Raw genomic sequence first — 24969 nt, forward strand, 5'->3', positions numbered from 1 at the left:
TCGCCATGTGAGAGTAGGTCATCGTCAGGCTCCTAATTCAATAAAAAACCCCGCTCAAGTCTATTGTGCGGGGTTTTTTATTGGCTGGACGCTTGCACCAATTGAAATCGGCTATGGCACATGGAATTGAAAACGACCGTGCGAGTTTTGCTCTTTGTAAGACTAATTAGTCTAGAAGTGTCTGCTTTGTTCAAAAGCTGCACTAATTTGTTTCTTTTATTCGCTGGTGAAGGTTTAATCGTTCCAAACCCTGTAAGGTATTGCTTCCTTGTCTAGTTAGACGTAGTAGGAAACCAAAATGAATGATTACGGCGATCTGATTCTCCGCTATTTGGAGAGATTAGGTGTCGAATACATTTTTGGTGTACCCGGCGGAGCAATAGAACCACTTTACAATGCTCTCGCTCGTAGCGAAAGAAATGGAGGTCCAAAAGCTGTCATAGCGCGCCATGAAACTGGTGCTGCGTTTATGGCGGAAGGTTATGCCAGGGAAACAGGTAAGCTAGGAGTGTGCTGTGCAACCTCAGGCCCGGGTGCAACCAATATGCTGACAGGTATTGCAAGTGCCTACGCAGATTCGACACCAGTACTGGCCATAACCGGTCAACCATCTTTGCATACATTTGGTATGGGAGCGCTCCAGGAAGGCTCATGTACCAGTATTAATACGGTCAAGATGTTTGAGGACTGTACCCGTTTTAATACGCTGATTTCTCATCCCGCACAGTTGGAACGAAAGCTTGTGATGGCTATAAGCCATGCAATGGGCAATATTCCTGGCCCGGTGCACCTGAGCGTGCCCGTGGATATTATGCGCACTGAGGTGCACTCGGAAGGGTGTAGTGGCAATCTATGGGCGTTTATCGATCATGAGGTTGTGCCCACTTACGATGCAGAAAGGTTGCTTTACGATGAGCTGTGCGACCAGAAGTTTGTCACGATTCTTGTCGGTGAGGGGTGCGCCAATTCGGTAGATGACATTCTTGCATTGGCTGAATCCCGGCAATGGAATCTTGTGACAACACCCAGGGCGAAAGGGTTAATTCCCGAGAACCATCGTTTATATCGGGGTGTATTCGGGTTTGCCGGGCATTATAGCGCCCGCAGTGCGATGCTGCAGGAAAATGCCCAACGTATCGTTGTGATTGGCACCGCGTTGGATGAAATTACCACTGGCGGCTGGGATCAATCCACGGGGCTTGATCGCAAGCGATTGATCCATATTTCAAACAACCCGGATCACTTAAGTCGTTCAACCAGTGCGTTACGCTGTATCCTGGGCTCCCCCAGATTACTGCTGAAACGTCTCAATCATAGATTGAATGTCCAAAAATCCTCTCGCTGGGATTTATGTGAGCTGTCTTCCAGTGGGTTACCGACCAATTACACACTTGATGGAGGTGTGAACTGTGTTGACAAGCGTAGCCCCATCAAACCTCAAGCGTTGTTCTGGTATTTGAGTCAGAGCATAACGCCGCAGGCCCGTGTTTACGCAGATAGTGGCAGCAGTTACTTATGGGCTATTCACTACTGGCGAATTCAGAAAACACTGGATAATGGTCGTAGCCCTTTTCATATCGGCATTGGCTTTTCTTCCATGGGGTGGGCCATTGGGGCTTCGGTTGGCGCGGCGGCAGGTTCAAAAGGCGAACCGGTTATTTGTATTACCGGGGATGGTAGTGCGCTGATGAGTGGTCAGGAGATCACTACGGCCCTGCAAGAAAATCTGAACGTACTTTTTATTATTCTGAATGATTCCAGTCTTGGTATGGTCCGGCACGGGCAAAATCTAGCCGGCGCTGAGAATATCGGCACTGAATTGCCTCGGGTAAATTTTGCGTTAATGGCAGAGGCCATGGGGGTTCAAGCCTATCCCGTTCATTCTTTCGAAGATTTACAGCAGATCGATTTAGACCATTTGCTTGCCCATGGTGGGCCTTGTCTGTTGGACGTGCGGATTGATGCTACGGAAGTGCCACCCATGGGTAATCGCATGCGCGTGTTGAGCGGTGCCGATAAGGGAGAGATTTATGTCTGAACCATTTAAATTCCATTCTGCTGTTTGGTATGAAGAGCCTGAAAGCGATAACCCATTTGTTGCCAGGCGTTGCCTGGCTCATGGTTATGATGTTTACGGGGAAGTGATCCGCAAGAGTTCTTGGTCTGAGTATATTCTGTTATTGTTTTCAGGCGATAAACCCTGTCGACAACAGATTGTGTTGTTTGAAAAGCTGGCCATTGCATTAGCTAATCCCGGCCCACGTGAACCCAGTGTCAGAGCGGCAATGAATGGGGGCGTTGGGGGCTCGGTTGATGCCGCTTCACTGATAGCGGCACTGGCTGTCGGTGCCGGACAGTATGGTGGATCTCACGAGGTGTTCCTGCTGGTAAAGGCGTGGCAGCGATTAGGACGTGATTTGTCAAAGTGGAAAGAGTATCTGAGTGACCCAAACCAAGGTTACCAGGAGGACGTATGGTCTCCAATAGAACATCCGCCGGGTTTCGATCCGCATGGTGTTTCATGCCCGACCCCTGTTCAGCAATCTTTGTCGTTGCTGGGTGACCTGATGCCTGAATCCAATCTTGGCTGGCTCCGTCAGAACCGAGAGAATTTGGAGCATATGACAGGGTTTCCGTTGGCGATGACAGCAGTCGCAGCTGCCGCTTTTTCAGATCTTGGCCTATCCGGCTCTCAATCCATCATGATGTATTTGATGCTGAGGCTGCCAGGAGCAGCAGTACACGCTTTGGAACAGGAAAACCTTGGCTGGAAGAAATTTCCGGCCTATGGCCCGGCGATACACTTAAGTGATGATCCTGGCGCGTTTCCCATGCCGGACATTAGCAGGTTTGAGCTATGAGTATTGAAGATTTGATGGGTGCGGTAAGCACATTGGAAGGGGCGCTCGGTAAGGCGTTTTTGGCCGAGAGAGTGGTGATGCGGGGGCAGGACCTGCATCATGAACTCGGTAAAAAAGACTGGTTAAGCGTGTTCATGTACGCCATTACCGGAAAAGAGTTCACTGAGAATCAGATTCGCTACCTGAATTTCATGTGGGTGGCTACCAGCTATCCGGATGCGGCTATCTGGCCCAATCAGGTGACGGCGTTGGCAGCAACTGCCCGTTCTACGCCATCGCTGTCCCTGGTAGCCGGCCTGGCTGTTTCCGAAGCCAGACTTTACGGTCGTAAGCCCGATCGCAGGGCAATGGATTTCTTCTATCGGGCGGCTAAGAAGATCGATGAAGGTGAGGCGCTCGAACAGGTGATTGAGGCGGAAGTGGCACAGAGAAAAGTAGTGTTTGGCTACGGCAGGCCATTGGTACGCTTGGATGAACGTGTCGCTCATACATTGAATGTGATTTCAGAACTTGGCCTGGATGAAGGGCGATACTTCAAGTTGGCCTTGGACGTGCATCGTTACTTGAAGAAAACGCGTGGTTTGTCTCTGAATATTGCAGCCATCAGTGCCAGTACCATGGCGGATATGGGCTTATCAACGGAAGAATATCAGTTATTCCTGACGTTGGTGTTTGTCGCAGGTATGGTGCCCTGCTATCTGGATGCGAAAAGGAGAAAAGAAGGGAGCTTTTTTCCGGTTACCTGTGATGGGATAGCCTATTGCGGCCCACCTGAACGGGTATGGTGACGTGTTTCAGTGTGCCTGAGAGCGATTCGAGTTCCGGGTTTCTATGAGAAACTTAGAATCTCATTTTAGTTTCGTTGCATTTCGGTGTAATGCTGCTAGATTATTAAAAAGGAATAAAAATGGCTTCCTGGATTATATGGGGTGCCTGAATAATGGATAAAGGTAAGCACGCACTGTACGTGTTTCCATAATGACAATTGGAAAACAGTTCGGTTTCAGGGATGAGTAGTAATTGAGCTTCCAGCCTTGTCAGATATGGCACCAGGGAGTTATCTATGAAACGTGTCTCCACGTTATTGCTCGCAATTACGATGTCCGATCAAGCACTGAGTCAGACTGAGTCCGAACTATGGGATTTGTCGCTCGCCGAACTGATGAACGTGCAGATTACCCGGGTGGCCACGGGCAGCCCGGCCCCGCTTAACCGTGCCGCGGCCATTGTCACGGTCATCACCGCCGATGACCTAAGAAATATGGGGGCCAGAGACATTGAAGATGCTTTGATGTCGGTGCCTGGCTTGTACGTCGGACGCTCAGAGCAAGGTTATGCTCCCACCTACATATTCCGCGGGATCTACGGCAGCTTGAATCCCCAGGCGTTGTTGATGATCAATGGTTTTCCTCAGAAATCACTGCCCACCGGTAACAAAGGCAACGTGTGGGGCGGTATGCCCGTTGAAGCGGTGAAGCGCATTGAAGTGATTCGGGGCCCGGGTTCTGCGCTCTATGGTGCTGATGCGTTTGCCGGTGTGATCAATGTGATTACCAAGACCAGCGAGGATATTGCCGGTACTCAAGTAGGGTTCCGGGGTGGTAGCTTCAATACCTATGATGCCTGGGTTCAGTATGGTGGCCAGGTGGGTAACTGGGATGTGATGTTCAGTCTGGAAGCCGGCACCACGGATGGCCATAAGGAAATCATTGAATCCGATGACCAGACCTCATGGGACGCTAGGCTTGGCACTGATATTTCAAATGCCCCGGGGCCAATAAACACCGGGTACGACAATGTGGACCTGAGGGTGGACGTTAGTAAAGACGAGTGGCGTGTACGGTTTGGGTATCAAAATCGCAATAACCTGGAGTCTGGTGATGGCGTTGCCGGCGCACTGGACCCCAATTCCAGTTATCGATCTGATATTGGGAACCTGGACCTGTCTTACACTACGACCTTGTTGGATGACGACTTAACTCTAGTCTCCCAAGTGAGTGGTTATTACGCGTCGCAGGAGCCCAAGGAAAATAATTTGCTATACCCGGAGGGTGCTTTTGGTGGGGCATTTCCCGATGGTTTTATTGGCAATCCAGGCAATAAGGAAACCCAGGTTACGTTACAGCAATACGGTATATACAGTGGTTGGGACGGTCATCGCTTGAGAGTGGCGGCGGGTATTACCTATGGTGACGTGTATGAAACAACCGAAGAAAAGAATTTTGAAACCGATTTCTCACCCAAGCCAGAAGGCCTAGTCGATGTCAGTGATACCGATGAAGTCTGGTTGCCAGAAGAGGACCGGACATTGTATTTCCTCTCGCTGCAGGATGAATGGCAAGTAAATAAAGATTGGCAGCTGGTGTCAGGGCTTCGTTACGATCATTATTCGGATTTTGGAGATACGATCAACCCGCGGGTGGCTTTAGTGTGGCAAACCACGAACTCCTGGACGACAAGACTCCTGTATGGGAGGGCGTTCAGAGCCCCCAGTTTGTCTGAACTGTATATTATTTCCAATCCAGTGGTATTGGGAAACCCGGATCTTGATCCAGAGATTATCGATACTTACGAGCTGGCGTTCCACCATCAACTGGAGGCTGGCAGTTATTACAGTTTCAATTTCTTTTACTACAAGATTAAAGACATGATTCTTTACGAGCCTACCGGAGTGGGAGATGATCTGGTGGCCGCCAATGTTGGTGAGCGTAATGGCAGGGGGGTTGAGCTGGAGCTTGGCCATGAATTAAGAGAAAATGTACAGCTCAGCGCAAATTATTCGTATCAGGAAGCTAATAATTTAGCAGTTGATGATGACGTGGGGTTTGCCCCCAATAATCAGGCTTACGCACGGGCAGATTGGGTGCTGTCATCGAACTGGCACGCCAATGTTGAGATGCATTGGTTCGGCCGGATACAGCGAGAGCCAGGTGATGATCGGCCTCCGGTGAAAAGTGACTCGGTCTGGAATTTGACAGTACGCCGCACCAATCTCTGGCAAGGGTGCGAACTGGCTTTCAGTTTACGCAATGTATTTGATTCTCAGTGGCGTTCTCCCAGCTGGACACGGATTGAATACGACTATCCTGCACCGGGCAGGAATGGCGACATCACCTTGCGATATACTTTCTAACGTTGGAGCCCATCAGTTGATCTCGAACTTCTCATAGCGGTTCACTGCCGGGTTCCACTTCAGGAACTGATATTGATCGCTGGATACCGGGTCATCAAATAGCAGCGTTAATTCTGTTGGTCTGCCAGTTGAGCCGGTTTTTGAAACTTCAATGGTCAGGCCTGAAAGTTCCACACGGTCGCCGTTTTTAAACGGATACTTTTTCAGGTTGCGTACGGATTCTTCAGTGGGGTTTGCCATAAACCCACCTTCCCGGGTGATGACCATCTTATGCCCGTCAGCCCTGGTATTAAATTCGCCCTCCAGTGTGGTAATGGTCCAGATGCGTTCCGGCATGGGTTCGTTGCGATAAAAGCGCAGTCCGGCAATAGCCAGTGATGAGGCCAAGGGTGGTGAAAACAGAACCAGTCGCTTATTGGCGATGTCTTCGACTGCATCAAAGTAGGATGGCTTATCTGAGACCGCCTCAGCCATGATCTTGGTACTGTAAGTCATAACCGGTAGAAGTAGGGGGGCGAGTATCAGATGGAACAACGCCAGTATGCCGAAGACCGTAAGCGTATAGAACCTCATGGCGGTATTGCCGGGGCGCTCCTTTTTCACCCAGATCATATGCATAAAATGCCCCAGTAACCCGGCGGCCCCTATACCCGGGAACAGTAACAAACGATCATAGGGGGAGGCGGCCAGTGCAGGTAATATGGAGAACACCATACCGCAGAGCCAGAACAGCGTGGTTTTATTGCGGCGCAACAGTGCACAAACCGGAACCAGAACAAACAGCAGGAAAAGCCCACAAAGCACGGAATAGGCCTGCTTATCCCCAGGGGTAAGGGTGTAAAGATCCGCCGGTATCAATCCCCACTGACTGGCCAGCAAAACCGGTAGGCGTTCAATGGCGGCCACGACAAACGCGGTGGGCTGGGTGGCGGGGTCCACATAATAGGCATCCGCGTGTGCCGCACCAAAGCCAGCATCTTTATAGATTACCCACCAGATAACGATAACAACGAAGTAAGGAATGGCCGCTAGCACGCCTTTCACCGGGCCCTTTCGATCCATGAATAATGCATAAGCGCCAATATAGCCAAAGACAGAGATCCCCAACTCCGCAGAAAAGAGCGCCATAAGCTGGCTGCTCAGAGCGCATAGCAACAGGATGGATCTGTTCTCCTCCCGCCAGCGGCAATGAAAATAAAGTGTCAGCAGACCGAACAACAGTGCCAGCAGTGCATTGCGATTGGATATCCAACTGATGGTAAAGCCATGGGAGCTGTCCAAGGCATAGAGGAACAGCGCCAGTAACGCTGCCCCTTCGCCGGGCTGGAAGCGCTGGTACAGTTTGGCGATCAGTACCAATGCTCCCATGTACCAGACAATATTGTGGAGATGCATCAACCATGGTTGGTTTGGCCACAGTTGATAATCTAGCCAGTGCGAAAGCTCGGAAAGCGGGCGCCAGAAAGCGTATTTCAGCTCACTGTAGGTCCACCACGGAATCAGGCTATAGTCCATAAGCAAGCGGTTTCGCTCCGGGTCACCGTTAATGAACGAAAATAAACCAAAAAGTGACAGATCATCGGGCTTTGCGATGGGAAGATCGGCGTTCAGCAGGGCATAGTGCAGGTAGTCGTCACCCATGAATCCGGTGAACAGCGCCGGAATGCAGAGTAAAAACGTGGCAAGAAAGATGAGATTTCGGCGGCCGGTAAAGTGTTCAGGCATGGGATACTGCTCATTATTATTGTATTCGGATAGGCAGTTTATTGGCGATTCCCGCTGATCTCAACTGCATTGGCACCGTTTTCCTGTGGAACTTTTGAGGCATAGATCTACAATTGTCTCGGTATATACAAAGTGTATTTTTTGTATTTATAAGAGTATTATGATTGCTCTGTTAATGGCTCACTTTTAAGCCTAAAATAGTTAGCAAAACCCGTTTCGTTAAGTAGTAGTTGGGGGATTTTCAGCAATGGAACAACACGTACAGCAGCCAGACGATCTTTCGTTTGTGGATATTCTGCTGAAGGCCACGCAGAAAGAGCTCGGCCAAGCCAAAGAAAAGTTCAACTTCCCGGTTCCTGGGCAAGGGGCAAAAGCCGATGTGCTCTTCAATTCCATTGGCGTGTTCACCAGTAAGGGAATTGAAGAAACCACAGTACAGGATTTGCTGGATGCGGCGAATATCTCCCGCCGAACGTTCTATAAGTATTTTAAGAACAAAGTAGACGTGTTGGAGAGCATTTATCAGGTCGCGGCAGAATTACTGGTGGTTCGATTCAAGGCCGTGCGCAAGGAATCCGGCTCCATGAGCGAGTTCATTGTGCAATGTGTTGAAGTCTACTTTGATTACCACACCCACCTCGGCCCCCTGGTTCGAATGATGACCGAAGAGGCCCGCCGGGCAGGGTCACCCTTGGCCGCCCACCGTGAAACACTGTTGGCCCATATCGTTGAATTATTTGATGAAAAGTACTTCGAGATGGAGGCGGTGCACCTCGACCCAAAAGTATATTACTCCCTGATCTGGATGATGGAGAGTGCCTCAATGAACATTTTGGCGCACCTGCCTTGTGATCAAGCCATTGTCGAGGAATATAAAGCCGTCATGTGCGCAATCAGCGCCCGTGTGGCGATGACCAGCGCGGACCAATGGGCGTCATTGCCGGGGATGCCACTCAAGGCCTGATCCAAAAGCTGCGATTTCCACGTTTTATGTCTAAGCTTTCAACAGGTGCCTGATCCTTATGCTCAGGTACCTGTTTCCCTTTGAGGGGCTAATGGAATGTAGGATTGCAGGAGGCATTTGTGTCAAAGAATTCCACCCGGATGGCTGCCATATACAACCCAACAGGCAGCAGTCTGTTAGCGGAACTGCTGAGTGATGAATTTTCTGTCACCGTAAGTGATTCACCCCAGGCTCTTTGCCCCGAAGAGGGGGACCTGGTGATGATCATCATTGACATGACGGACAATACGGAGAGCAGCCTGGAGGTGTGTCAGCACCTGAAGCGTGACGATAGATTCGAAGATCTGCCGATTGTCATCTATTGCGCCGCAAACCGCCGCTTGGATGCAATGGACTACTTTGATGCCGGAGCGGATGACATCATTGAGGCCAGCATCAGCAAGCAGGATCTATTGGCCCGCCTGAATAAATCAGTGTTCCATACCATCGCCAACCGGCAACTGAAGAGTCGTCTGAAACAGGCCAACGAGATGGCGTTCAGCGCCATGTCCGATACCAGTGATTTGGGCGTCAATATTCAGTTTCTGGTGCATTGCCATGAGTGCAGCAATCTGGATGAGTTGGCCATGCTGTTGTTTCGTACCTTGTCGCACTATCAATTGAGCTGCAGCCTACAGCTGCGCAGTGCATTTGAAACTAAGAACAGCGAAGAAAACGGCTTACCCAAGGACCTTGAATCGAGATTGCTATGGGAACTGAAGGATGGGGGGCGCTATGTGGACTTTGGCCGTCGCTGTGTTATGAATTATGGTGAGGTCTCGTTGCTGGTGAAGAATATGCCGGAAGACGAGAAGCGTTTTGGTAGCATCAAGGATAACGTGTTTGCCTTGTTACAGGGAGCCGATGCCCGAGTCAAGTCCATCGACAGCAGCCGCATGCTGGAGATGGAGCGCGATGTTATGAAAGGTATGTCCATTAAAATGCAGGATGTGATGGAACAGGTGGACAATCGTTATCAGGAAGTTATGCGGCGCTGTGCGGATCTGGTTGAAGACATGGCGGTGCGGGTGGATGAAGCCATCCTGTTTCTGGATCTGACCGAATCCCAGGAAGAAACCTTTTCCTCCATCATGCAAATGGGGGTTACCTCAATCAGTGAGCTGTTTAATGAGGGTATAAAGATCGACGAGAGCTTTCGTAAACTGATTGAATACCTGAACAACACTCTGAATTCCGATGGCCCGGCAAGCGTGGAAGAGATGCGTTCGGTTCTGAACAAACTGTAGATTTGAGGCAGCCTGTTGTTTCACAACGGGCCAATAAAGCGGAAACGGGGAATGGCCTCGCCCTTGACGGTGACTTCTTCGGTAAACATGTGATAGGGCCGGACCCACAGATCGTATTCACCATATAGGGTTCGATACACCACCAGTGGCTCTTCGGTTTCACTGTGGCGGGCAACCCCGATGACCTCGTAGTCTTTGCCTTTGTAATGTCGGTAGCGTCCTGGTTGCAACATAGATGTGCCTTTCGCAAGAGTGTGTCACATGGAATCATGATTTTGCCGGGCAGGCAACCGATTAGTCCAGGTTGCTGACGTGGTACTGCTTTCAATTTGCAATTCCTGCTACTATGACGGTGCATAGCAAGACAGGGAGTCACTGTTTGGGTCGGACTATTTTTCTGGCGTTCAGTTATACCGCCATCATGGTTATCAGTGTCATCGGCAGTACTGCTTTTGCTGCCGATGGTCTGGTGCTGCGCAAGGGGCAATCCACTTATGGGGCCGGGCCCCACATGCAGTGGTTCTTTGACAAAAACGGCCGTCACACCGTTTATTCTGTACAGAAGACGCCGGTAGCCCAATGGTCAGAGAGCACGGTGGACATTCCTAATTTGGGTTATCACCGCCACCCGGTATGGTTTCGCTTTGATATTCGTAATCAGGGTGTTAACACGGAGTGGAGCCTGGTACTCGACTATCCTCTGATTCGTGATCTGGACATTTTTTTGCTATCGGGCGATCAGGTAGAGGATATTTTTCAGCTGGGTGAACGCTTTGAATTTTCCGCCCGTCCGGTTCAACATCGAAACTTTATTGTCCCGCTGACCGTCGGTGTTGGTGAGGTCGTGTCGGTTTACATCCGCGTTAACGGCCCTTATGCGGTACAGATGCCGGTAACGGTGATGGATGCAACGGCCTTGCTGGAGCATGAAGTGCATGGGGTATTGGCCCATGGGTTATTTTTCGGTTTCGTGCTGGTAATGGGGTTCTATAACCTTTTCCTGTTTCTATCCACCCGGGAAACCACCTACCTTTACTACGTGATGTTTACCTTTCTTATGGGGCTGTTTCAATTTGTCCAGCAGGGGTTTGCCTTTCAGCTGCTGTGGCCCAGAGAGGTATGGTGGCAGAACAAGGCCACCGGAGTATTGCTGCATGCCTGCCTGATTTCCAGCTTTCTGTTTGTGAACAGCTTCCTCGAAATGCGCGACAAACTGGCCTGGAACTTCAGGATTTACAGTTTTCTGGTGGTGCTCTCGGTACTGGCGTTGCTTGCGGTTCCCTTCATTGATGAATTCTGGACCATACGTTTTGGGGTGACCCTGGTGATACCGGCGACGTTTCTGGCGGTGGTGGGGGGCTGGATTACCTGGAGTAAGGGGCGGCAGGATGCCCGTTTTTTCTCCATTGCCTGGTTTGCCTTTCTGGTGGGAGCGCTACTGCTGGCGCTCAACAAACTGGGCTTGATTCCGCGCAACATCGTTACCGAGCACGGTGCCGAGGTGGGTACAGTCATTGAACTGGCATTACTGGCATTTGCGTTGGCCGGCAGGCTTAAACAGGAACGGATCAGACGTCAACAGGTGGAAGATCACGCCCGTGAGATGGAGCGTACCGCTTTAATGGCAAAAGAGCATGCCTTGGAGCTGGAGAAGATGAATTCTGAACAGTTAGAGAAGAATGTACGGGCACGAACGCGGGATCTGCACAACGCCCTGTCGGAATTGTCGCAGATGAATAAGCGGCTTGAACAATTGAATCAGGTTGATTCCGTCACCGGTGTTGGCAACGAAAACAGCTTCATTACCACCTTGAACAAAGAGTGGGATCGTTCCTATCGTGAGCGTGAGGTGTTGTCGTTGATTGTGGTTGAGCTGGATAACTATCGGGATGTTCTCGCCGACTATGGTGTGGTGGCGTCGGATGAGTGCTTGAAAAACGTTGCGTCTATTCTTGAACGTCTCATATCCCGCCCGGCTGACTGTATTACCCGATATGGGGACAAAGTGTTTGGTATTATTCTGCCCGGCACGGATGAAAAGGGCGCAGATCACCTGGCCAGGAAAGTCGTGGAGATGGTGGCGGAGCAACCCTTTGATTTTGGTGTGGCGCAGGTTCAGGCGTCCGTCAGTGTGGGGGTTGCAGCGGTTCTACCGCAGAAGCCGGAGCAATATCGGGAATTGTTAATGTCCGCTGAAAGTGCGGTGTACATGGCTAAAAGCAGCGGTGGGAACCGGGCTGAATTCATTACACTGGAGAGTTGATGCGGCGCAGCGGGGGTTGTAAAAGGGCCGCGGTGACATCGGATGGTCATGCCGCCAGGGTAGCGAGTGCGTGCTGTAACCAATTTTCCGGTACCACAAACAGTCGCACCGGTTTCTCCTGCCACTGACTCACCAACAATTGTACTGGATGCGGATAACGTTGCTGCGAGAAGCGTTCCTGGATATGTTCATAGCATTTTGCCTCTCGCTCTCGCAATACCATCCACTCATCTTTATTCAACCAATGGAAACGCACATGTTCATGTTTGCCAAATTGCTGTGCAAACTCAGGCTGCGTCATCCAACGGCCGGTAAGATGGTGTTTCTCGATGTTGTTCGGGCGGCTGTACTCGGCGTTTACCGGGTAAAAAAGCCGACCTTTGCTTAATAGCCTGGTACGTGAAATATTCCAACCTTGTTTTTGGCAGTAGTCTTTTGCCAGCGCCTGTGTCGACAGTTTTAATTGTTTTTCAACCAGGTGGTGGTATTTCAGATCAAGGCGGTCTTTTTGATGGGGGCCGAACCAGTGGGTCTCATTGTTGAGCGGTGGAATACCCAGATAGAACTTGATAGCCAGCTCCCAATGCTCTATTGCACCGGAGTCCAGATCCTGCACGATCATATCGAACTCACCCAGGGTTTTTCCGTCCTCTTGAATTTGCACATTGTGGGCCAAACAGCGATAGCGGGGATTGTGCCGCAGCCAGTAGAGCCAGAGGCGTTCGAAATAGGGGCCCAGCCGGTGATTGGTGGTGTGTTCGAGATGGCTTATCAACGGGGCGGGGTGCTGGTCCAACTGCTGGAGGTGAGGCAGTATGTCGGAGAACGATTGTTGAAAAAACACATCGGAAAAATGCTGCGAGTGATCGGTGGTTTTCATCAGGCTGGGGCTGAGAATGGCCCACGCCAGATCCCGCACCTGAGGTGACTGAAACTGGTTAAGCCTGGCCTGCAGTTCCATTGCTTCCTGCGTTATTGATTTTGGAATGAAACCAGCGCAATGATACGCTGCCGGTCACCAGCCCGGTCAGGGCACCGTACAGATGGCTGTCGATGGCAACGGCCCCACCAATGATGTCAGCGGTCACGGTGTCAGGCCCTGATATAAACTGTTCATAGGCGAATTTGCCGATCAGGTATACGCCAAAAAAACCAGACAGCATGGGGCTGCGCCGCCAGCCTACGATCAAGTAGTGGGTGAGGATGCCATAGATGGCTCCGGATAAGCCCACGTACCAGGCGATGTCGGGGTTAAACCAATAAATGCCCAGGCCTACACCGATTACGCTGAAGCCTAATGCGATGGTTTCTTCCCGCGGTGTGATGTCTTCTCGAAAACTGGCAGCAACGATCAGATAGCCCACCAGGTTCAGCAAGGTGTGGTTGAACCCCAGATGCACAAACTGACTGGTAACCAGGCGCCAGATTTCGCCGTGGCTGATCGGTGCATGAATCAGGGCCAGTTGCTGAATGATGTGGTCAGGCAGCAACGTGGTCAGGCAGATCAGCAACATTACCGACACCGAAAACCACCATTGACGAAAAAACTCGTTAAAGTTTTTCGCCGCTGCGGCTTCCTGGCTAAGCACCTCTTTGTCAGTCATAGGCTGCGCAACCCGGCTCTACAGCGCTTTGATCTTGTTCATCTGGGTTTGCAGCTCCTTCAGCGCCGCCTGATGTTCACTGATCTTTTGCTTTTCTTTCTCCACCACATCGGTGGGTGCGCGATCGACAAATTTGGGGTTGTTCAGTTTGCCTTCCACCCGTTTGATTTCCTGCTCGCGCTTGTCGATCTCTTTCTGCAGTCGGGAGATTTCCGCGTCTTTGTCGATAAGGCCGGCCATAGGCACCAATACCTGCATATCGCCTACCAGTTGGATGGCTGACATGGGGGCGTCATCCTGCGGCTGCAACCAGGTAAGGCTTTCCAGTTTGGCCAGTGATTTGAGAAAACCGGAATAGGCATTGAAGCGTCTTTCATCTTCGCCCGTGCCTTTTTGCAACAACACCGGCAGTTGCCTGGCGGGGGAGATGTTCATTTCGCCGCGGATATTACGAATCCCGACGATGACACCTTTTATCCACTCGATATCGGCTTCCGCTGCGCTGTCTTCCTGTTCGGTGTTGGCCTGCGGGTACGGCTGTAACATGATGGTATCGCCTGCTTCTGCATCCGCCTTGCCCGCCATGGGGCCAATCTGCTGCCAGATCTCTTCGGTGATGAACGGCATGAACGGATGCGCCAGACGCAGAATGGTTTCCAGAACGCGCACCAGTGTTCGCCTTGTGCCGCGCTTGGCAGCCTCAGTGCTGTCTGCATCGTTCAACACCGGCTTGGACAGCTCCAGATACCAGTCACAGTATTCGTTCCAGACAAATTCATACAGCGCCTGGGAGGCATGGTCAAAGCGAAACTCATCGATGGCTTTGCCCACCTGTTGCTCAGTGTGTTGCAGTCGCGAAATGATCCAGCGATCAGCAACACTCAGCTCGACTTCATGCTGGTTCAGGCCGCAATCCTGGTCTTGGGTATTCATCATCACATAGCGGCTGGCGTTCCACAGTTTGTTGCAGAAGTTGCGATAGCCTTCCAGGCGATGGGTGTCAAACTTGATGTCACGGCCAGTGGAGGCCAGTGACAGAAACGTGAAGCGCAGGGCATCGGTGCCGTAGGAGGCGATACCTTCGGGAAATTCCCGGCGTGTACGCTTACCGATTTTTTCCGCCATTTGGGGCTGCATCATACCGGTGGTCCGCTTCTGAACCAGGGTGTCCAGGTCGATGCCATCGATGATGTCCAGGGGGTCCAGCACGTTGCCTTTGGACTTGGACATCTTCTGCCCTTCTGAGTCACGCACCAGACCATGGACATACACTTTTTTGAACGGCACCTGGGCGGAGCCATCCTCGTTTTTCATAAAGTGCAGGGTCATCATAATCATTCGGGCAACCCAGAAGAAGATGATGTCAAAGCCGGTCACCAGAACACTGGATGGGTGGAAGGTTGCCAGCTCCGGCGTTTTTTCCGGCCATCCCAGCGTGGAGAAGGTCCACAGTGCCGAGCTGAACCAGGTATCCAGCACGTCTTCATCCTGGCTCAAGGGCAGATTGGCATCCAGTTGGTACTTTTCGCGCACTTCTGCTTCGTTGCGGCCCACGTACACATTGCCATCGGTATCATACCAGGCGGGAATGCGGTGCCCCCACCATAACTGCCGTGAAATACACCAGTCCTGAATATCCCGCATCCAGGCAAAGTACATGTTTTCATATTGCTTGGGTACAAACTGGATGTCGCCGTTTTCCACCGCTTTGATGGCGGGCTCTGCCAGCGGGGCAACTTTCACATACCATTGATCGGTAAGGAAGGGTTCAACCACCACACCGGATCGATCCCCTTTTGGTACCTTGAGGGCATGATCGTCGATTTTCTCCAGTAAGCCCTCTGCCTCGAAGTCTTCCACAATCTTCTTGCGTGCGGCGAAGCGATCCAGACCGGCGTAGTCTGCCGGTAGAGTGGTGTCGGTTACCTCGTCCACCTCGCCGTTTTGTTTGAAGGCTTCTGCCCGCTCGCGTATGGCGGCGTCAATGGTCAGCACGTTGATCAGGGGCAGGTTATGACGTTTACCCACTTCGTAGTCGTTGAAATCGTGGGCCGGCGTAATCTTGACACAGCCGGTACCGAATTCCCGCTCCACGTAATCATCTGCCACGATGGGAATCTCACGGTTCACCAGCGGCAGCAGTACGGTTTTGCCGATCAGGTTTTGGTAGCGTTCATCCAGAGGGTGCACGGCCACTGCACTGTCACCCAGCATGGTTTCCGGGCGGGTGGTGGCCACCACAATGTAATCCAGGCCTTCAGCGGTTAAGGCGCCATGGGCCAGCGGGTAACGGAAGTGCCACAACTTGCCTTTTTGATCGACGTTTTCCACTTCCAGGTCGGATATGGCAGTGTGCAGTTTTGGGTCCCAGTTCACCAGGCGTTTGCCGCGATAGATCAAGCCTTCCTCGTGCAGTCGAACAAACACCTCTTTCACCGCATTGGACAGCCCTTCATCCATGGTGAAACGTTCCCGGGACCAATCCAGGCTGGCCCCCATCCGCCGCAACTGACGGGTGATGGTGCCACCGGATTCGGCCTTCCATTGCCAGACTTTTTCCAGGAACTTCTCGCGCCCCAGGTCGTGGCGCGAAATATCCTGCGCCGCCAGTTGGCGTTCAACCACCATTTGGGTGGCAATGCCGGCGTGGTCGGTTCCTACCTGCCACAGGGTGTTGTTGCCGCGCATACGCTGACAACGGATCAAGGTGTCCATAATGGTGTCTTGAAACGCATGCCCCATGTGCAGGCTGCCGGTGACATTGGGGGGAGGGATCATGATGCTGTAGGCGTCGCCCTGGCCGGACGGTTTGAAGTAGCCTTTTTCTTCCCAGGTTTCATACCAGCGGGTTTCAATGTCGCTTGGGTTGAAGGTTTTTTCCATGGTCACCGGTGTCTCTTGTCTTTAACTGCGCAAAATTAAGAAGCCGGGTTTGGAACTGAACTAAGCGGGGCAGGCAGGATATTTGACTCAGGAACGTCAGCCGCATGGTGCGGCCATCGAGCTTCCAGGGGTGGGTTCACGGCGTTTCCTGAGTCAAATATCCTGCCTGCCGAGCGGCTACAGACTGCCAAACCTGGTGGGCCGACAAGTATACCGATCTAGCGGGGATTTTTCTTGATCTCTTTGAACATTCTGTCCACCTCCTGCTCCAGTTTCATGCGCAATTCCGCCTCCAGGCGGGGCATGTTGGCGCGTATCACCTCATTCACCAGCTGGCTGGCCTTCTGTCTCAGTGCCTGGGCTTCTTTTGAGCTGGTATCGAAGGTGACTCTGTTCAGAGGATTGTCCTGCAACAGCTTGCGTAATTGGGCGGAAGCATCATTATCCTGGCCACGGTTCTGCTCCCAGGCGTGATTTTCACGGATTTTGTCCAGGGTGGAGCGGGGCAGAAACGGATTTTCCGAGCCGGAAGACGTCTGGAAGCGATTGAGGGGGCGTGTTACTTCCTCTGCTTTGGCGGGCTGTGGCGGGTTTGGTGCAATGGGTTCGGCTTTCTCGGCGGCCGGCGCCACTGTGGGGTGCGATTCAGCCACTAACCCTTGGGTGTTGTTTTGACGGTAGCTGCGTACCCGCTCGCTGATGTCGAGGGGATCCTTATCCAGAAAGCTCATGTCCAGTGCCTGCTGACGGCTGCTGTTGTTGTGGCCAGCAGGGTGGGTGTTGAAGCTGGCGGCATTCAGGTCGATGGTGTCGGTGGCCTGCAGTGTGGGGGGCTCAGCATCGCCTGCGCCGGCCTCGGAGTCCGCGGCCGGCGGCTCTTCTTCGGCGTCATTGTCCATGGACTCGTTCAGGACGGGGACGTCATCGACGAAGCTTTTCAGCACCGGAATGTCCTCAGGAATGATCTGGCTATCCGCCTCTGCATCCGGATCGTCGTCCAGCATTTGGCTCAGGGATTCCAGGTCATCCAGCATTTTGTCTTTTTCTTCTTGATTTATAAGAGATTTTTGATCGCCCTGACTCATGTCTCATTACCACTAGCTAAATGTTGTGCGTCTTTAAAGCATAGCCTCTTTCCTTGTAAAACCGAAAATTGTCCCGGCTTTGTGACCTGGATTCCGGTTTCCCCGGTACAATTTCGGCAACCCGCTGAAAGCGGGAGAAAAAGGTGGGTATGGTGCCCGCCAGGTTCACCATGACGTCCCCATGCTCGCCAGGCTCCCCTTGGTGGGACACCTGGATCGGCTGATGCTCTGTGGTCTGGCCGCAGCCATGGCCCAGTATGGAATCCGGCCGTTGCCAGAGCGCGTCGCTCAGCTGCCGGGTTTGGGCTTCATCCAGAGTGTGCACGTAGATCTGATGCCCTCGTCGGAAAGCCTTTTCCACCAGTCTCGCCGCGTACAGTAGCGGCGAGATACGGTTGTCTTCCGGCAGAATATAGAAATCGACCCGCGTCATGCCTTGACCTGGCGCAGCAGATATTCAGTGAGCAGGGGTACCGGGCGCCCGGTGGCCCCTTTGTTGGCACCGCCATTGAAAGCGCTGCCGGCCACATCCAGGTGCGCCCAGGGATAGGCTTTGGTGAAGCGTGACAGAAAGCAGGCTGCGGTGATGGAACCTGCCTTCGGGCCGGCATTGCCGATATTGCCGATATCCGCAAACGGGCTGTCCAGCAGGGCCTGATACTCATCCCACAGGGGCAGTCGCCAGACTTTGTCCTGGGTGTAATCAGCGGCGGCCTGCAGGTTTTCCACAACCTCTTCACTGTTGCTCATCAAGCCGCTGGCGAAGGGCCCCAGGGCGACGATGATGGCGCCGGTGAGGGTGGCAATGTCCACCACGGAAGCCGGTTTGAAACGCTCCACATAGGTCAGGGCATCGCACAGTACCAGGCGGCCTTCGGCATCCGTGTTGAGGATTTCCACGGTTTGGCCGGACATGGTGGTGACGATATCACCGGGCCGGCTTGCCTTGCCGCTGGGCATGTTTTCCGCGGCCGCCACCACGCCCACCACATTCATGGGTAATGCCATGTCGATTACCGCCCGCATGGTGCCGAACACCGATGCGGCACCGCACATATCCCATTTCATGGCATCCATATCGGGTGCCGGTTTCAGGGAGATGCCCCCGGTATCGAAGGTGATACCCTTGCCAACCAGAACATGGGGGCTTTGATTCTTGGGGCCGCCTTTGTATTCCATCACAATCAGGCGGGAAGGTGTGTCGCTGCCGTTGCCGACCGACAACAGAGCCCCCATGCCCAGTGCCTTCATGGCTTTTTCATCCAGCACGGTGGTGGTCAGTGCCTTGCACTCTCTGGCCAGTTTTTTGGCTTCCTGGGCCAGATAGGTGGGATTGCAGATGTTGGGTGGTGTATTGCCCAGATCGCGGGTGTAGCACATGCCATTGGCGATCGCTGCACCGCTCTTGATGCCGCTTTCCACGCCCTTACTGTCCACCGTGGTGAGGAAGGTCAGTTTCTTCAGGGCCAGCTGCTTGTGGTTGTCTTTGCTTTTGAAGGCGTTGAAGGTGTAGTTGGCGTAGGCGAACAGTTCCACCGCTTGACGGGTCAGCCACTGAGTGTCGCGGTTTTCGAGCTGAATATCGTCCAGGGCCAGCACCGCATCCTTGGCGGAGGTGCCATTGACCGCGTTGGCGGCGGCGCTGAAAGCCTTGCGCACGGCGCTTTCAGTCTGCTCACCGGCCTTGCCCAGGCCGATCAGTATGATGCGCTTGGCTACAGAGTCTGCTACGGCGTTCAACACCAGTGAGTCACCAGGCTTACCTTTGATGTCTCCGTTGGCCATGACCGCGTTGAGCGCTTTCTTGGTGGCATCGCTGAACTGATCGCAGCAGCTGCCCAGAACATTGCCTTCAAATACTGGTAAAACCAGGGCGTCTGTTTTGGTTTTTTCCGGTGTGGCTTTTTTGATTTTGAAGTCCATGCAAACCCCGCAAGACAAAAGAATATGTTTATTGGATAATGGCCGTTAAACCACATTACTAACGAAAATTTTGCTGATTTTCCAGAGTAAGCATCGCCTTTTCCATGATTATTTATCGATATCTATCGCGACAACTTTTTTGGGCCACCCTGGCGGTGAGTTCAGTACTGACCTTCATTCTGGTTTCCAGCCGGTTCCTGAAGTACCTGTCGCAGGCGGCTGTCGGTAAATTGGAAGGTTCGGCGGTGTTCATGATTATGGCTTATCGCCTGCCTGATTTTCTTGAGTTAATCCTGCCCCTGGGGCTGTTTCTTGGCATCTTGTTGTCCTATGGGCGAATGTATCTGGAAAACGAAATGGTGGTGTTACAGGCCTGCGGCGTCAGTCAGAAGCGTTTGGTGGCGTTGTCCATGATACCAGCATTGAGCATGTCACTGGTGATTGGATTTTTCAGTTTTTATCTGTCGCCCTGGGGTTCCCAGCAGGCTAATGCGTTGATTATGGAGCAGGAACGCCGTTCCGGCCTGGATGTGCTGAGCCCGCGGCGTTTCCATTCTACTTCCGATGGCCGCACGGTCACCTATGTGGAAGACATCGACTCCAGCGCCGGCGTCATGAAAAATCTGTTTATTGTTAACTATGACCGGGAGCGGCGCGATGAGGAGTACGACAAAGTGGTGCTGTTGCGGGCGGCGGAAGGGCGCTACCGAATCGATCGCAGCGGCAACCGCTATCTGGTGATGTCCGATGGTGAGCGTTTTGAGGTAGACCCAGGCAGCTCTCAGTTCGGGCGCTCCAGTTACGGGGAATACACCGTTAAACTGGAGAACAAGCTGGAAGCCATCGAACAAACCGAGATTGAAGATCAATCAACCCGGGCCCTGTTGGCGGATGCCAGTATCGAGGCACGGGTGGAGCTGCAATGGCGGCTGTCGCTGATGTTGATGGTGCCCATTGTGGTGTTCATGGCGGTGCCGTTGTCCAAGGTGAATCCCAGGCAGGGTCGCTATTTGAAAATGCTGCCTGCGATCATGCTGTATCTGGCATACCTGTCGTTGCTGATGGCGGTGAAAGGCGCCATTGAGAAAGGCCGTATTCCACCAGAATTGGGTATTTTCTGGGTGCATGGCTTGTTCGCATTGGTGGGGGTTGCCCTCAATTACTGGCCGGAATTTCTGCTTAAGCGTTCCAAGCGGCGGATGGATCGGGTGTCGGGGGCCGCAACATGAAGTTGCTTGATCGCTATGTGGGCCAAACCGTACTGATTTCGGTATCCATGGTGCTGTTTTTGTTGATCAGTCTGGATGCCTCGTTTGCCTTTCTGGCGGAGCTGGATGACCTCAAGGGCAGCTATCAGGCGCAGGAAGCGCTGATCTTTATTCTGTTGACGCTGCCGCGCCGAATCTATGATTTCATGCCGGTTGCCACGTTGATCGGGTGCCTGATCGGTTTGGGCTCGTTGGCAAACACCAGTGAATTAACGGTAATTCGGGCCGCCGGTGTGTCCATTGCCCGTATTGTGTTTGCCGCCTCCAAACCGGTGATCTGGATCGTGTTGCTTGGCCTGGCACTGGGGCAGTACATTGTTCCGCAGACCGAGCAGTTTGCCCAATCGGAGAAGGCACGGCATCTTTATCAGGGTGAAAGCATTGGTTCCCGCGACGGTTACTGGTATCGCGAAGGCGGTCAATACACCCATATTCAGGTGGTGCAGCCCAATGGAGTGATGTTCGGTATTTCCCGCTTTGTGTTTGATGAAAACAACGTGCTGGTGCGGTCGGATTTTTCGGAGCGGGCAATTTATCAGGGGGACCACTGGGCGCTGGAAAAAGTGCGTCAGACCCGTATGAGTGAGCAAGGTACCGAGTCCGAACATTTTGACACATTGCGCTGGGACAACACCTCGATCACACCGCAGGTGATGTCGGTGGTGGTACTGAAGCCGGATTATCTTTCCATCACCGGTTTGTTTCAGTATGCGACTTACCTGGATTCCCAGGAACTGGAAAGCACATCCTATTTCTTTTCTTTCTGGAAGAAGGTGTTGCAGCCTTTCACCACGCTGGTGATGGTGTTTATTGCCATTTCCTTCGTCTTTGGTCCGCTGCGGTCTGTCACCATGGGGCAGCGTATTATGGCGGGTGTGATTGTGGGATTATTGTTCCATTACGCCCAGCAGTTCCTGGGGCACGTCACCATCATTTTCAGCCTGACGCCGTTTTTGGCTGCCCTGGTGCCTTTGGTGGTGAGTTTTGCCATCGGAGTGTATCTGCTGAAGCGGGTCTGATCCGTCAGCGTTTGGCCGGTACGATCTTCTTGTTGATGTCTTTGGGCAATACCAGGGTTCGGGTGTTGGACAGGCTGTCGTGCCAGCTGTCACCACTGGCGCTGAACAGCACCCAGATATAACCCAGGCCAAAACAGCCCAAAGAAAGCGTTGCCATCAGAAAACGGCTCAGGCACTGAAAAAAATTAACCGGCCGACCATCCAGGTTGGCGTCCACCACCTGCAGGCGCCAGGCACGCATGCCCAGGGTTTGCCCGCCATGGGACCAGAACCAGTAGTAGAACAGGAAGGTGGCGGCCATCAACAAGGGGAACAGAGTCAGTTGCAGATCGGTACTGCTGCGGGGGGTATCCACGCCGGTTGCCCCCAAATAGATCGCCGTGATGAAAAACCACAAGGCAATGACAATCAGGGCGTCGTAAACGATGGAGGCCAGTCGGCGCAACAGGCCGGCCGATGGGTACTCCACATAGGAGATGGCAGAGGATTGAGCGTTGTTGTCGGAAGAATCTGTCATGAGAGTCTTAAGGAGTGGTGCCTAGGGAGAGAATCGAACTCTCACTCTGTTTCCAGAACCGGATTTTGAATCCGGCGCGTCTACCAGTTCCGCCACCCAGGCACGGTGTCTCGTACTAGAGAGGCGGGATTATATCAATGGATTCTGCCGCGTCAACAAGCCATTTAAGAGAATCCCGGAAACCGCTATAATCGCGGCCCCTTTGGCTGAGTCTGTAATCGGTATTAATGAAGCGTGCTGACTTTCACTATGAGCTCCCGGAGCGATTGATTGCCCGTTACCCCATGCCGGAACGCAGCGGGAGCCGTTTGCTGTGTTTGGACCGGCAATCAGGCGCCCTTCAGGATCAACGGTTTACGGATGTGTTGCGCTGGTTGCAAGGGGGGGATCTGTTGGTATTCAACAACACCCGGGTGATCCCGGCCCGCATTTTCGGGCGCAAGGAAACCGGCGGCAGGGTGGAAGTGTTGGTGGAGCGGATTACCAGCCCCGACAGCTGTCTGGCCCATGTGCGGGCCAGCAAAGCGCCGAAGCCGGGGAGCAGGATTCTGGTGGAGGGCGCCGACAGCCTGCTGATGGAAGGCCGTAGTGGTGATCTGTTTTGCCTGAGATCCCTGCAGGGAGATCTTCTGAACTGGTTGCAGCAGGTGGGACATATGCCATTACCCCCCTACATTGACCGGGAAGACGAACGCCTGGACCAGGAGCGCTATCAGACCGTGTATGCGTCCACGCCCGGTGCTGTCGCCGCCCCCACCGCTGGGTTGCACTTTGACGATGCCCTGTTGTCGGCGCTGGCAGAGGCTGGTGTGGACAGTGCCTATGTTACGTTGCACGTGGGTGCCGGCACCTTTCAACCGGTGCGGGCTGACGATATCCGCGATCATGTGATGCACTCAGAGTGGTTGCAGGTTGACCAGGCAACGGTGGACAAAATTCGCCGCACCAAGGCCCGTGGTGGGCGGGTGATCGCGGTGGGAACCACCTCGGTACGTTCACTGGAAACGGCGGCCAGCTGCAACCAGGGTCAGATTGCGCCGTTTGAAGGGGACACCGATATTTTTATTTATCCAGGCTATTCATTCAGCGTGGTGGATGGTCTGATCACCAATTTCCATCTGCCGGAATCCACCCTCATCATGCTGGTGAGCGCCTTTGCCGGGCAGCAGGCGGTGCTGAACGCGTACCACCATGCGGTGGCGCAGGAGTATCGATTCTTCAGTTATGGCGATGCCATGCTGATCCTGTAGACCTGAAACCCCATTTCTGGACATTAAGTGATAAAAAGTTGGATGTTATGAAATTCGAGCTTGCTGGTACTGACGCCGGCGCCCGTCGTGGCCGCCTGGTATTTGATCGTGGTGTGGTGGAGACGCCGGCCTTTATGCCCGTGGGCACCTACGGTTCCGTGAAGGCAATGCTGCCCAGGGATATCGGTGATATCGGTGCCCACATCATACTGGGGAACACTTTCCACCTGATGCTGCGACCCGGTACCGATATCATCCGCCTGCATGGGGATCTTCACGATTTTATGCATTGGCAGGGCCCTATCCTTACTGATTCAGGGGGCTTCCAGGTTTTTTCACTGGGTAAAATGCGCAAGATCTCCGAAGAAGGCGTGAAATTCCAGTCTCCAGTGGACGGCAGCCCGGTTTTCCTGACCCCGGAAATATCCATGCAGGTACAAAAAGACCTGGGGTCGGACATTGTCATGATCTTTGATGAGTGCACCCCTTATCCCGCCACCGAGCAGCAGGCGCGGGATTCCATGGCCCTCTCTCTGCGCTGGGCCAGGCGCAGCAAAGATGCCCACCAAGGGAACCCGTCTGCCCTGTTCGGTATTGTGCAGGGTGGCATGTACGAAAACCTGCGCCTGGAGTCGTTGGCGGGGCTCACGGACATCGGTTTTGACGGTTACGCCATCGGTGGCCTGTCGGTGGGTGAGCCCAAAGAGGAAATGCTCAACGTATTGAACTATTTGCAGCCCCATATGCCTAAAGATCGTCCGCGCTACCTGATGGGCGTGGGCAAGCCTGAGGATATCGTGGAGGCGGTGCGCCGGGGTGTGGATATGTTCGATTGTGTGATGCCCACCCGCAATGCCCGTAATGGCCATTTATTCACCGCAGACGGTGTGGTCAAAATCCGTAATGCGGCCCATAAAACGGATACCGGGCCCCTGGAGCCGGGCTGTGACTGTTACACCTGCCAGAACTTTTCCCGGGCCTATCTGCACCATCTGGACCGCTGCAAGGAAATCCTTGGCTGCCAGCTTAATACCATTCATAACCTGCGCTACTATCAGCGCCTGATGCATGGTTTGCGCACGGCCATTGAAACGGGTACATTTGAGCGCTTTGTTACGGAGTTCTACCAGCGGCGGGGCGAACCAGTGCCGCCACTGGCATCCAATTAATGTCATCAACTTGAGGTAA

Annotated in this window: 20 protein-coding genes and 1 tRNA gene; 11 read left to right on the forward strand and 10 right to left on the reverse strand. The window is 53.0% G+C overall.

The annotated features are described in order from the left end of the window. Positions 1-298 precede the first annotated feature (298 nt). The 4 genes from D9N13_RS14120 (at position 299) to D9N13_RS14135 (ending at position 5994) form a co-directional block, all read left to right on the forward strand. Positions 299-2038: a thiamine pyrophosphate-binding protein gene (locus D9N13_RS14120; protein WP_290591436.1), complete on the forward strand. Its 1740-nt coding sequence runs from the start codon at positions 299-301 to the stop codon at positions 2036-2038. Then, positions 2031-2861 carry a citryl-CoA lyase gene (locus D9N13_RS14125; RefSeq protein WP_290591439.1) on the forward strand — a complete coding sequence of 277 codons (831 nt, stop codon included), beginning with the start codon at positions 2031-2033 and terminating at the stop codon, positions 2859-2861. The genes D9N13_RS14120 and D9N13_RS14125 overlap by 8 nt, the downstream gene beginning before the upstream one ends. After that, on the forward strand, positions 2858-3649 hold the full coding sequence (locus D9N13_RS14130) for a citrate/2-methylcitrate synthase (RefSeq protein WP_290591442.1): 792 nt from the start codon (positions 2858-2860) through the stop codon (positions 3647-3649). The genes D9N13_RS14125 and D9N13_RS14130 overlap by 4 nt, the downstream gene beginning before the upstream one ends. A gap of 275 nt (positions 3650-3924) precedes the next feature. Next, the gene (locus tag D9N13_RS14135) at positions 3925-5994 is read left to right on the forward strand and encodes a TonB-dependent receptor plug domain-containing protein (protein ID WP_290591445.1); all 2070 of its coding nucleotides are present in this window, start codon (positions 3925-3927) and stop codon (positions 5992-5994) included. 12 nt (positions 5995-6006) lie between these two features. Here D9N13_RS14135 and D9N13_RS14140 read toward each other — a convergent pair whose 3' ends face one another. Beyond that, on the reverse strand, positions 6007-7719 hold the full coding sequence (locus D9N13_RS14140; RefSeq protein ID WP_290591448.1) for a hypothetical protein: 1713 nt from the start codon (positions 7717-7719) through the stop codon (positions 6007-6009). A gap of 247 nt (positions 7720-7966) precedes the next feature. Between D9N13_RS14140 and D9N13_RS14145 the strand changes: the two genes are divergently transcribed. Then, a complete protein-coding gene (locus D9N13_RS14145) occupies positions 7967-8683 on the forward strand; it encodes a TetR/AcrR family transcriptional regulator (RefSeq protein ID WP_290591451.1) in 717 nt (238 codons plus the stop codon). A 119-nt stretch (positions 8684-8802) separates the two neighbouring features. Continuing rightward, positions 8803-9969, forward strand: coding sequence for a two-component system response regulator (locus tag D9N13_RS14150; RefSeq protein ID WP_290591454.1), 1167 nt, complete (start codon positions 8803-8805; stop codon positions 9967-9969). Between the two features lie 20 nt (positions 9970-9989). Here D9N13_RS14150 and D9N13_RS14155 read toward each other — a convergent pair whose 3' ends face one another. Then, complete coding sequence (locus D9N13_RS14155) at positions 9990-10202, reverse strand: DUF1653 domain-containing protein (protein WP_290591456.1); 213 nt, start codon at positions 10200-10202, stop codon at positions 9990-9992. 146 nt (positions 10203-10348) lie between these two features. On the opposite strand from D9N13_RS14155, the gene D9N13_RS14160 reads away from it, so the two are divergent. Next, positions 10349-12232, forward strand: coding sequence for a 7TM diverse intracellular signaling domain-containing protein (locus D9N13_RS14160; protein WP_290591460.1), 1884 nt, complete (start codon positions 10349-10351; stop codon positions 12230-12232). 46 nt (positions 12233-12278) lie between these two features. Here the strand turns inward: D9N13_RS14160 and D9N13_RS14165 are convergent, their stop codons facing one another. The 6 genes from D9N13_RS14165 to D9N13_RS14190 form a co-directional block, all read right to left on the reverse strand. After that, positions 12279-13193: a DUF1853 family protein gene (locus D9N13_RS14165; RefSeq protein WP_290591462.1), complete on the reverse strand. Its 915-nt coding sequence runs from the start codon at positions 13191-13193 to the stop codon at positions 12279-12281. Continuing rightward, on the reverse strand, positions 13171-13836 hold the full coding sequence (gene rrtA, locus D9N13_RS14170) for a rhombosortase (protein ID WP_290591464.1): 666 nt from the start codon (positions 13834-13836) through the stop codon (positions 13171-13173). Before rrtA ends, D9N13_RS14165 begins: the two co-directional genes overlap by 23 nt. 18 nt (positions 13837-13854) lie before the next feature. After that, complete coding sequence (locus D9N13_RS14175) at positions 13855-16719, reverse strand: valine--tRNA ligase (RefSeq protein ID WP_290593076.1); 2865 nt, start codon at positions 16717-16719, stop codon at positions 13855-13857. 218 nt (positions 16720-16937) lie between these two features. After that, positions 16938-17804, reverse strand: a complete 867-nt coding sequence (locus tag D9N13_RS14180; RefSeq protein ID WP_290591466.1) for a hypothetical protein — start codon at positions 17802-17804, stop codon at positions 16938-16940. A 16-nt stretch (positions 17805-17820) separates the two neighbouring features. Beyond that, positions 17821-18237, reverse strand: a complete 417-nt coding sequence (locus D9N13_RS14185; protein ID WP_290591467.1) for a DNA polymerase III subunit chi — start codon at positions 18235-18237, stop codon at positions 17821-17823. Beyond that, a complete protein-coding gene (locus D9N13_RS14190) occupies positions 18234-19727 on the reverse strand; it encodes a leucyl aminopeptidase (protein ID WP_290591469.1) in 1494 nt (497 codons plus the stop codon). Before D9N13_RS14190 ends, D9N13_RS14185 begins: the two co-directional genes overlap by 4 nt. Before the next feature lie 104 nt (positions 19728-19831). On the opposite strand from D9N13_RS14190, the gene lptF reads away from it, so the two are divergent. Both lptF and lptG read left to right on the forward strand, forming a co-directional pair. Then, on the forward strand, positions 19832-20956 hold the full coding sequence (gene lptF, locus D9N13_RS14195; protein WP_290591470.1) for an LPS export ABC transporter permease LptF: 1125 nt from the start codon (positions 19832-19834) through the stop codon (positions 20954-20956). Then, positions 20953-22014: an LPS export ABC transporter permease LptG gene (lptG, locus tag D9N13_RS14200; RefSeq protein ID WP_290591472.1), complete on the forward strand. Its 1062-nt coding sequence runs from the start codon at positions 20953-20955 to the stop codon at positions 22012-22014. Before lptF ends, lptG begins: the two co-directional genes overlap by 4 nt. Positions 22015-22018: 4 nt before the next feature. Here the strand turns inward: lptG and D9N13_RS14205 are convergent, their stop codons facing one another. Together D9N13_RS14205 and D9N13_RS14210 are read right to left on the reverse strand one after the other, a co-directional pair. Continuing rightward, on the reverse strand, positions 22019-22531 hold the full coding sequence (locus D9N13_RS14205; RefSeq protein WP_290591474.1) for an RDD family protein: 513 nt from the start codon (positions 22529-22531) through the stop codon (positions 22019-22021). 15 nt (positions 22532-22546) lie between these two features. Next, positions 22547-22633, reverse strand: a tRNA-Leu gene (locus tag D9N13_RS14210). 125 nt (positions 22634-22758) lie between these two features. Between D9N13_RS14210 and queA the strand changes: the two genes are divergently transcribed. Together queA and tgt are read left to right on the forward strand one after the other, a co-directional pair. Next, positions 22759-23781, forward strand: a complete 1023-nt coding sequence (queA, locus tag D9N13_RS14215) for a tRNA preQ1(34) S-adenosylmethionine ribosyltransferase-isomerase QueA (RefSeq protein WP_290591476.1) — start codon at positions 22759-22761, stop codon at positions 23779-23781. Between the two features lie 47 nt (positions 23782-23828). Beyond that, positions 23829-24950, forward strand: coding sequence for a tRNA guanosine(34) transglycosylase Tgt (gene tgt, locus D9N13_RS14220; protein WP_290591478.1), 1122 nt, complete (start codon positions 23829-23831; stop codon positions 24948-24950). The last annotated feature ends 19 nt before the right edge of the window (positions 24951-24969 follow it).

This window comes from Ketobacter sp. GenoA1 (assembly GCF_003671475.1).
Lineage (GTDB): Bacteria > Pseudomonadota > Gammaproteobacteria > Pseudomonadales > Ketobacteraceae > Ketobacter.

Excerpts from the sequence above, each read along its gene's own strand:
- rrtA (WP_290591464.1), bottom strand. The coding sequence starts at position 13,836 with ATGACTGACAAAGAGGTGCTTAGCCAGGAAGCCGCAGCGGCGAAAAAC.
- D9N13_RS14145 (WP_290591451.1), top strand. The coding sequence starts at position 7,967 with ATGGAACAACACGTACAGCAGCCAGACGATCTTTCGTTTGTGGATATT.
- D9N13_RS14135 (WP_290591445.1), top strand. The coding sequence starts at position 3,925 with ATGAAACGTGTCTCCACGTTATTGCTCGCAATTACGATGTCCGATCAA.
- D9N13_RS14130 (WP_290591442.1), top strand. The coding sequence starts at position 2,858 with ATGAGTATTGAAGATTTGATGGGTGCGGTAAGCACATTGGAAGGGGCG.
- D9N13_RS14175 (WP_290593076.1), bottom strand. The coding sequence starts at position 16,719 with ATGGAAAAAACCTTCAACCCAAGCGACATTGAAACCCGCTGGTATGAA.
- queA (WP_290591476.1), top strand. The coding sequence starts at position 22,759 with ATGAAGCGTGCTGACTTTCACTATGAGCTCCCGGAGCGATTGATTGCC.
- D9N13_RS14155 (WP_290591456.1), bottom strand. The coding sequence starts at position 10,202 with ATGTTGCAACCAGGACGCTACCGACATTACAAAGGCAAAGACTACGAG.
- D9N13_RS14205 (WP_290591474.1), bottom strand. The coding sequence starts at position 22,531 with ATGACAGATTCTTCCGACAACAACGCTCAATCCTCTGCCATCTCCTAT.
- D9N13_RS14120 (WP_290591436.1), top strand. The coding sequence starts at position 299 with ATGAATGATTACGGCGATCTGATTCTCCGCTATTTGGAGAGATTAGGT.
- lptF (WP_290591470.1), top strand. The coding sequence starts at position 19,832 with ATGATTATTTATCGATATCTATCGCGACAACTTTTTTGGGCCACCCTG.
- D9N13_RS14185 (WP_290591467.1), bottom strand. The coding sequence starts at position 18,237 with ATGACGCGGGTCGATTTCTATATTCTGCCGGAAGACAACCGTATCTCG.
- D9N13_RS14190 (WP_290591469.1), bottom strand. The coding sequence starts at position 19,727 with ATGGACTTCAAAATCAAAAAAGCCACACCGGAAAAAACCAAAACAGAC.
- lptG (WP_290591472.1), top strand. The coding sequence starts at position 20,953 with ATGAAGTTGCTTGATCGCTATGTGGGCCAAACCGTACTGATTTCGGTA.
- D9N13_RS14125 (WP_290591439.1), top strand. The coding sequence starts at position 2,031 with ATGTCTGAACCATTTAAATTCCATTCTGCTGTTTGGTATGAAGAGCCT.
- D9N13_RS14140 (WP_290591448.1), bottom strand. The coding sequence starts at position 7,719 with ATGCCTGAACACTTTACCGGCCGCCGAAATCTCATCTTTCTTGCCACG.
- D9N13_RS14180 (WP_290591466.1), bottom strand. The coding sequence starts at position 17,804 with ATGAGTCAGGGCGATCAAAAATCTCTTATAAATCAAGAAGAAAAAGAC.
- D9N13_RS14165 (WP_290591462.1), bottom strand. The coding sequence starts at position 13,193 with ATGGAACTGCAGGCCAGGCTTAACCAGTTTCAGTCACCTCAGGTGCGG.
- tgt (WP_290591478.1), top strand. The coding sequence starts at position 23,829 with ATGAAATTCGAGCTTGCTGGTACTGACGCCGGCGCCCGTCGTGGCCGC.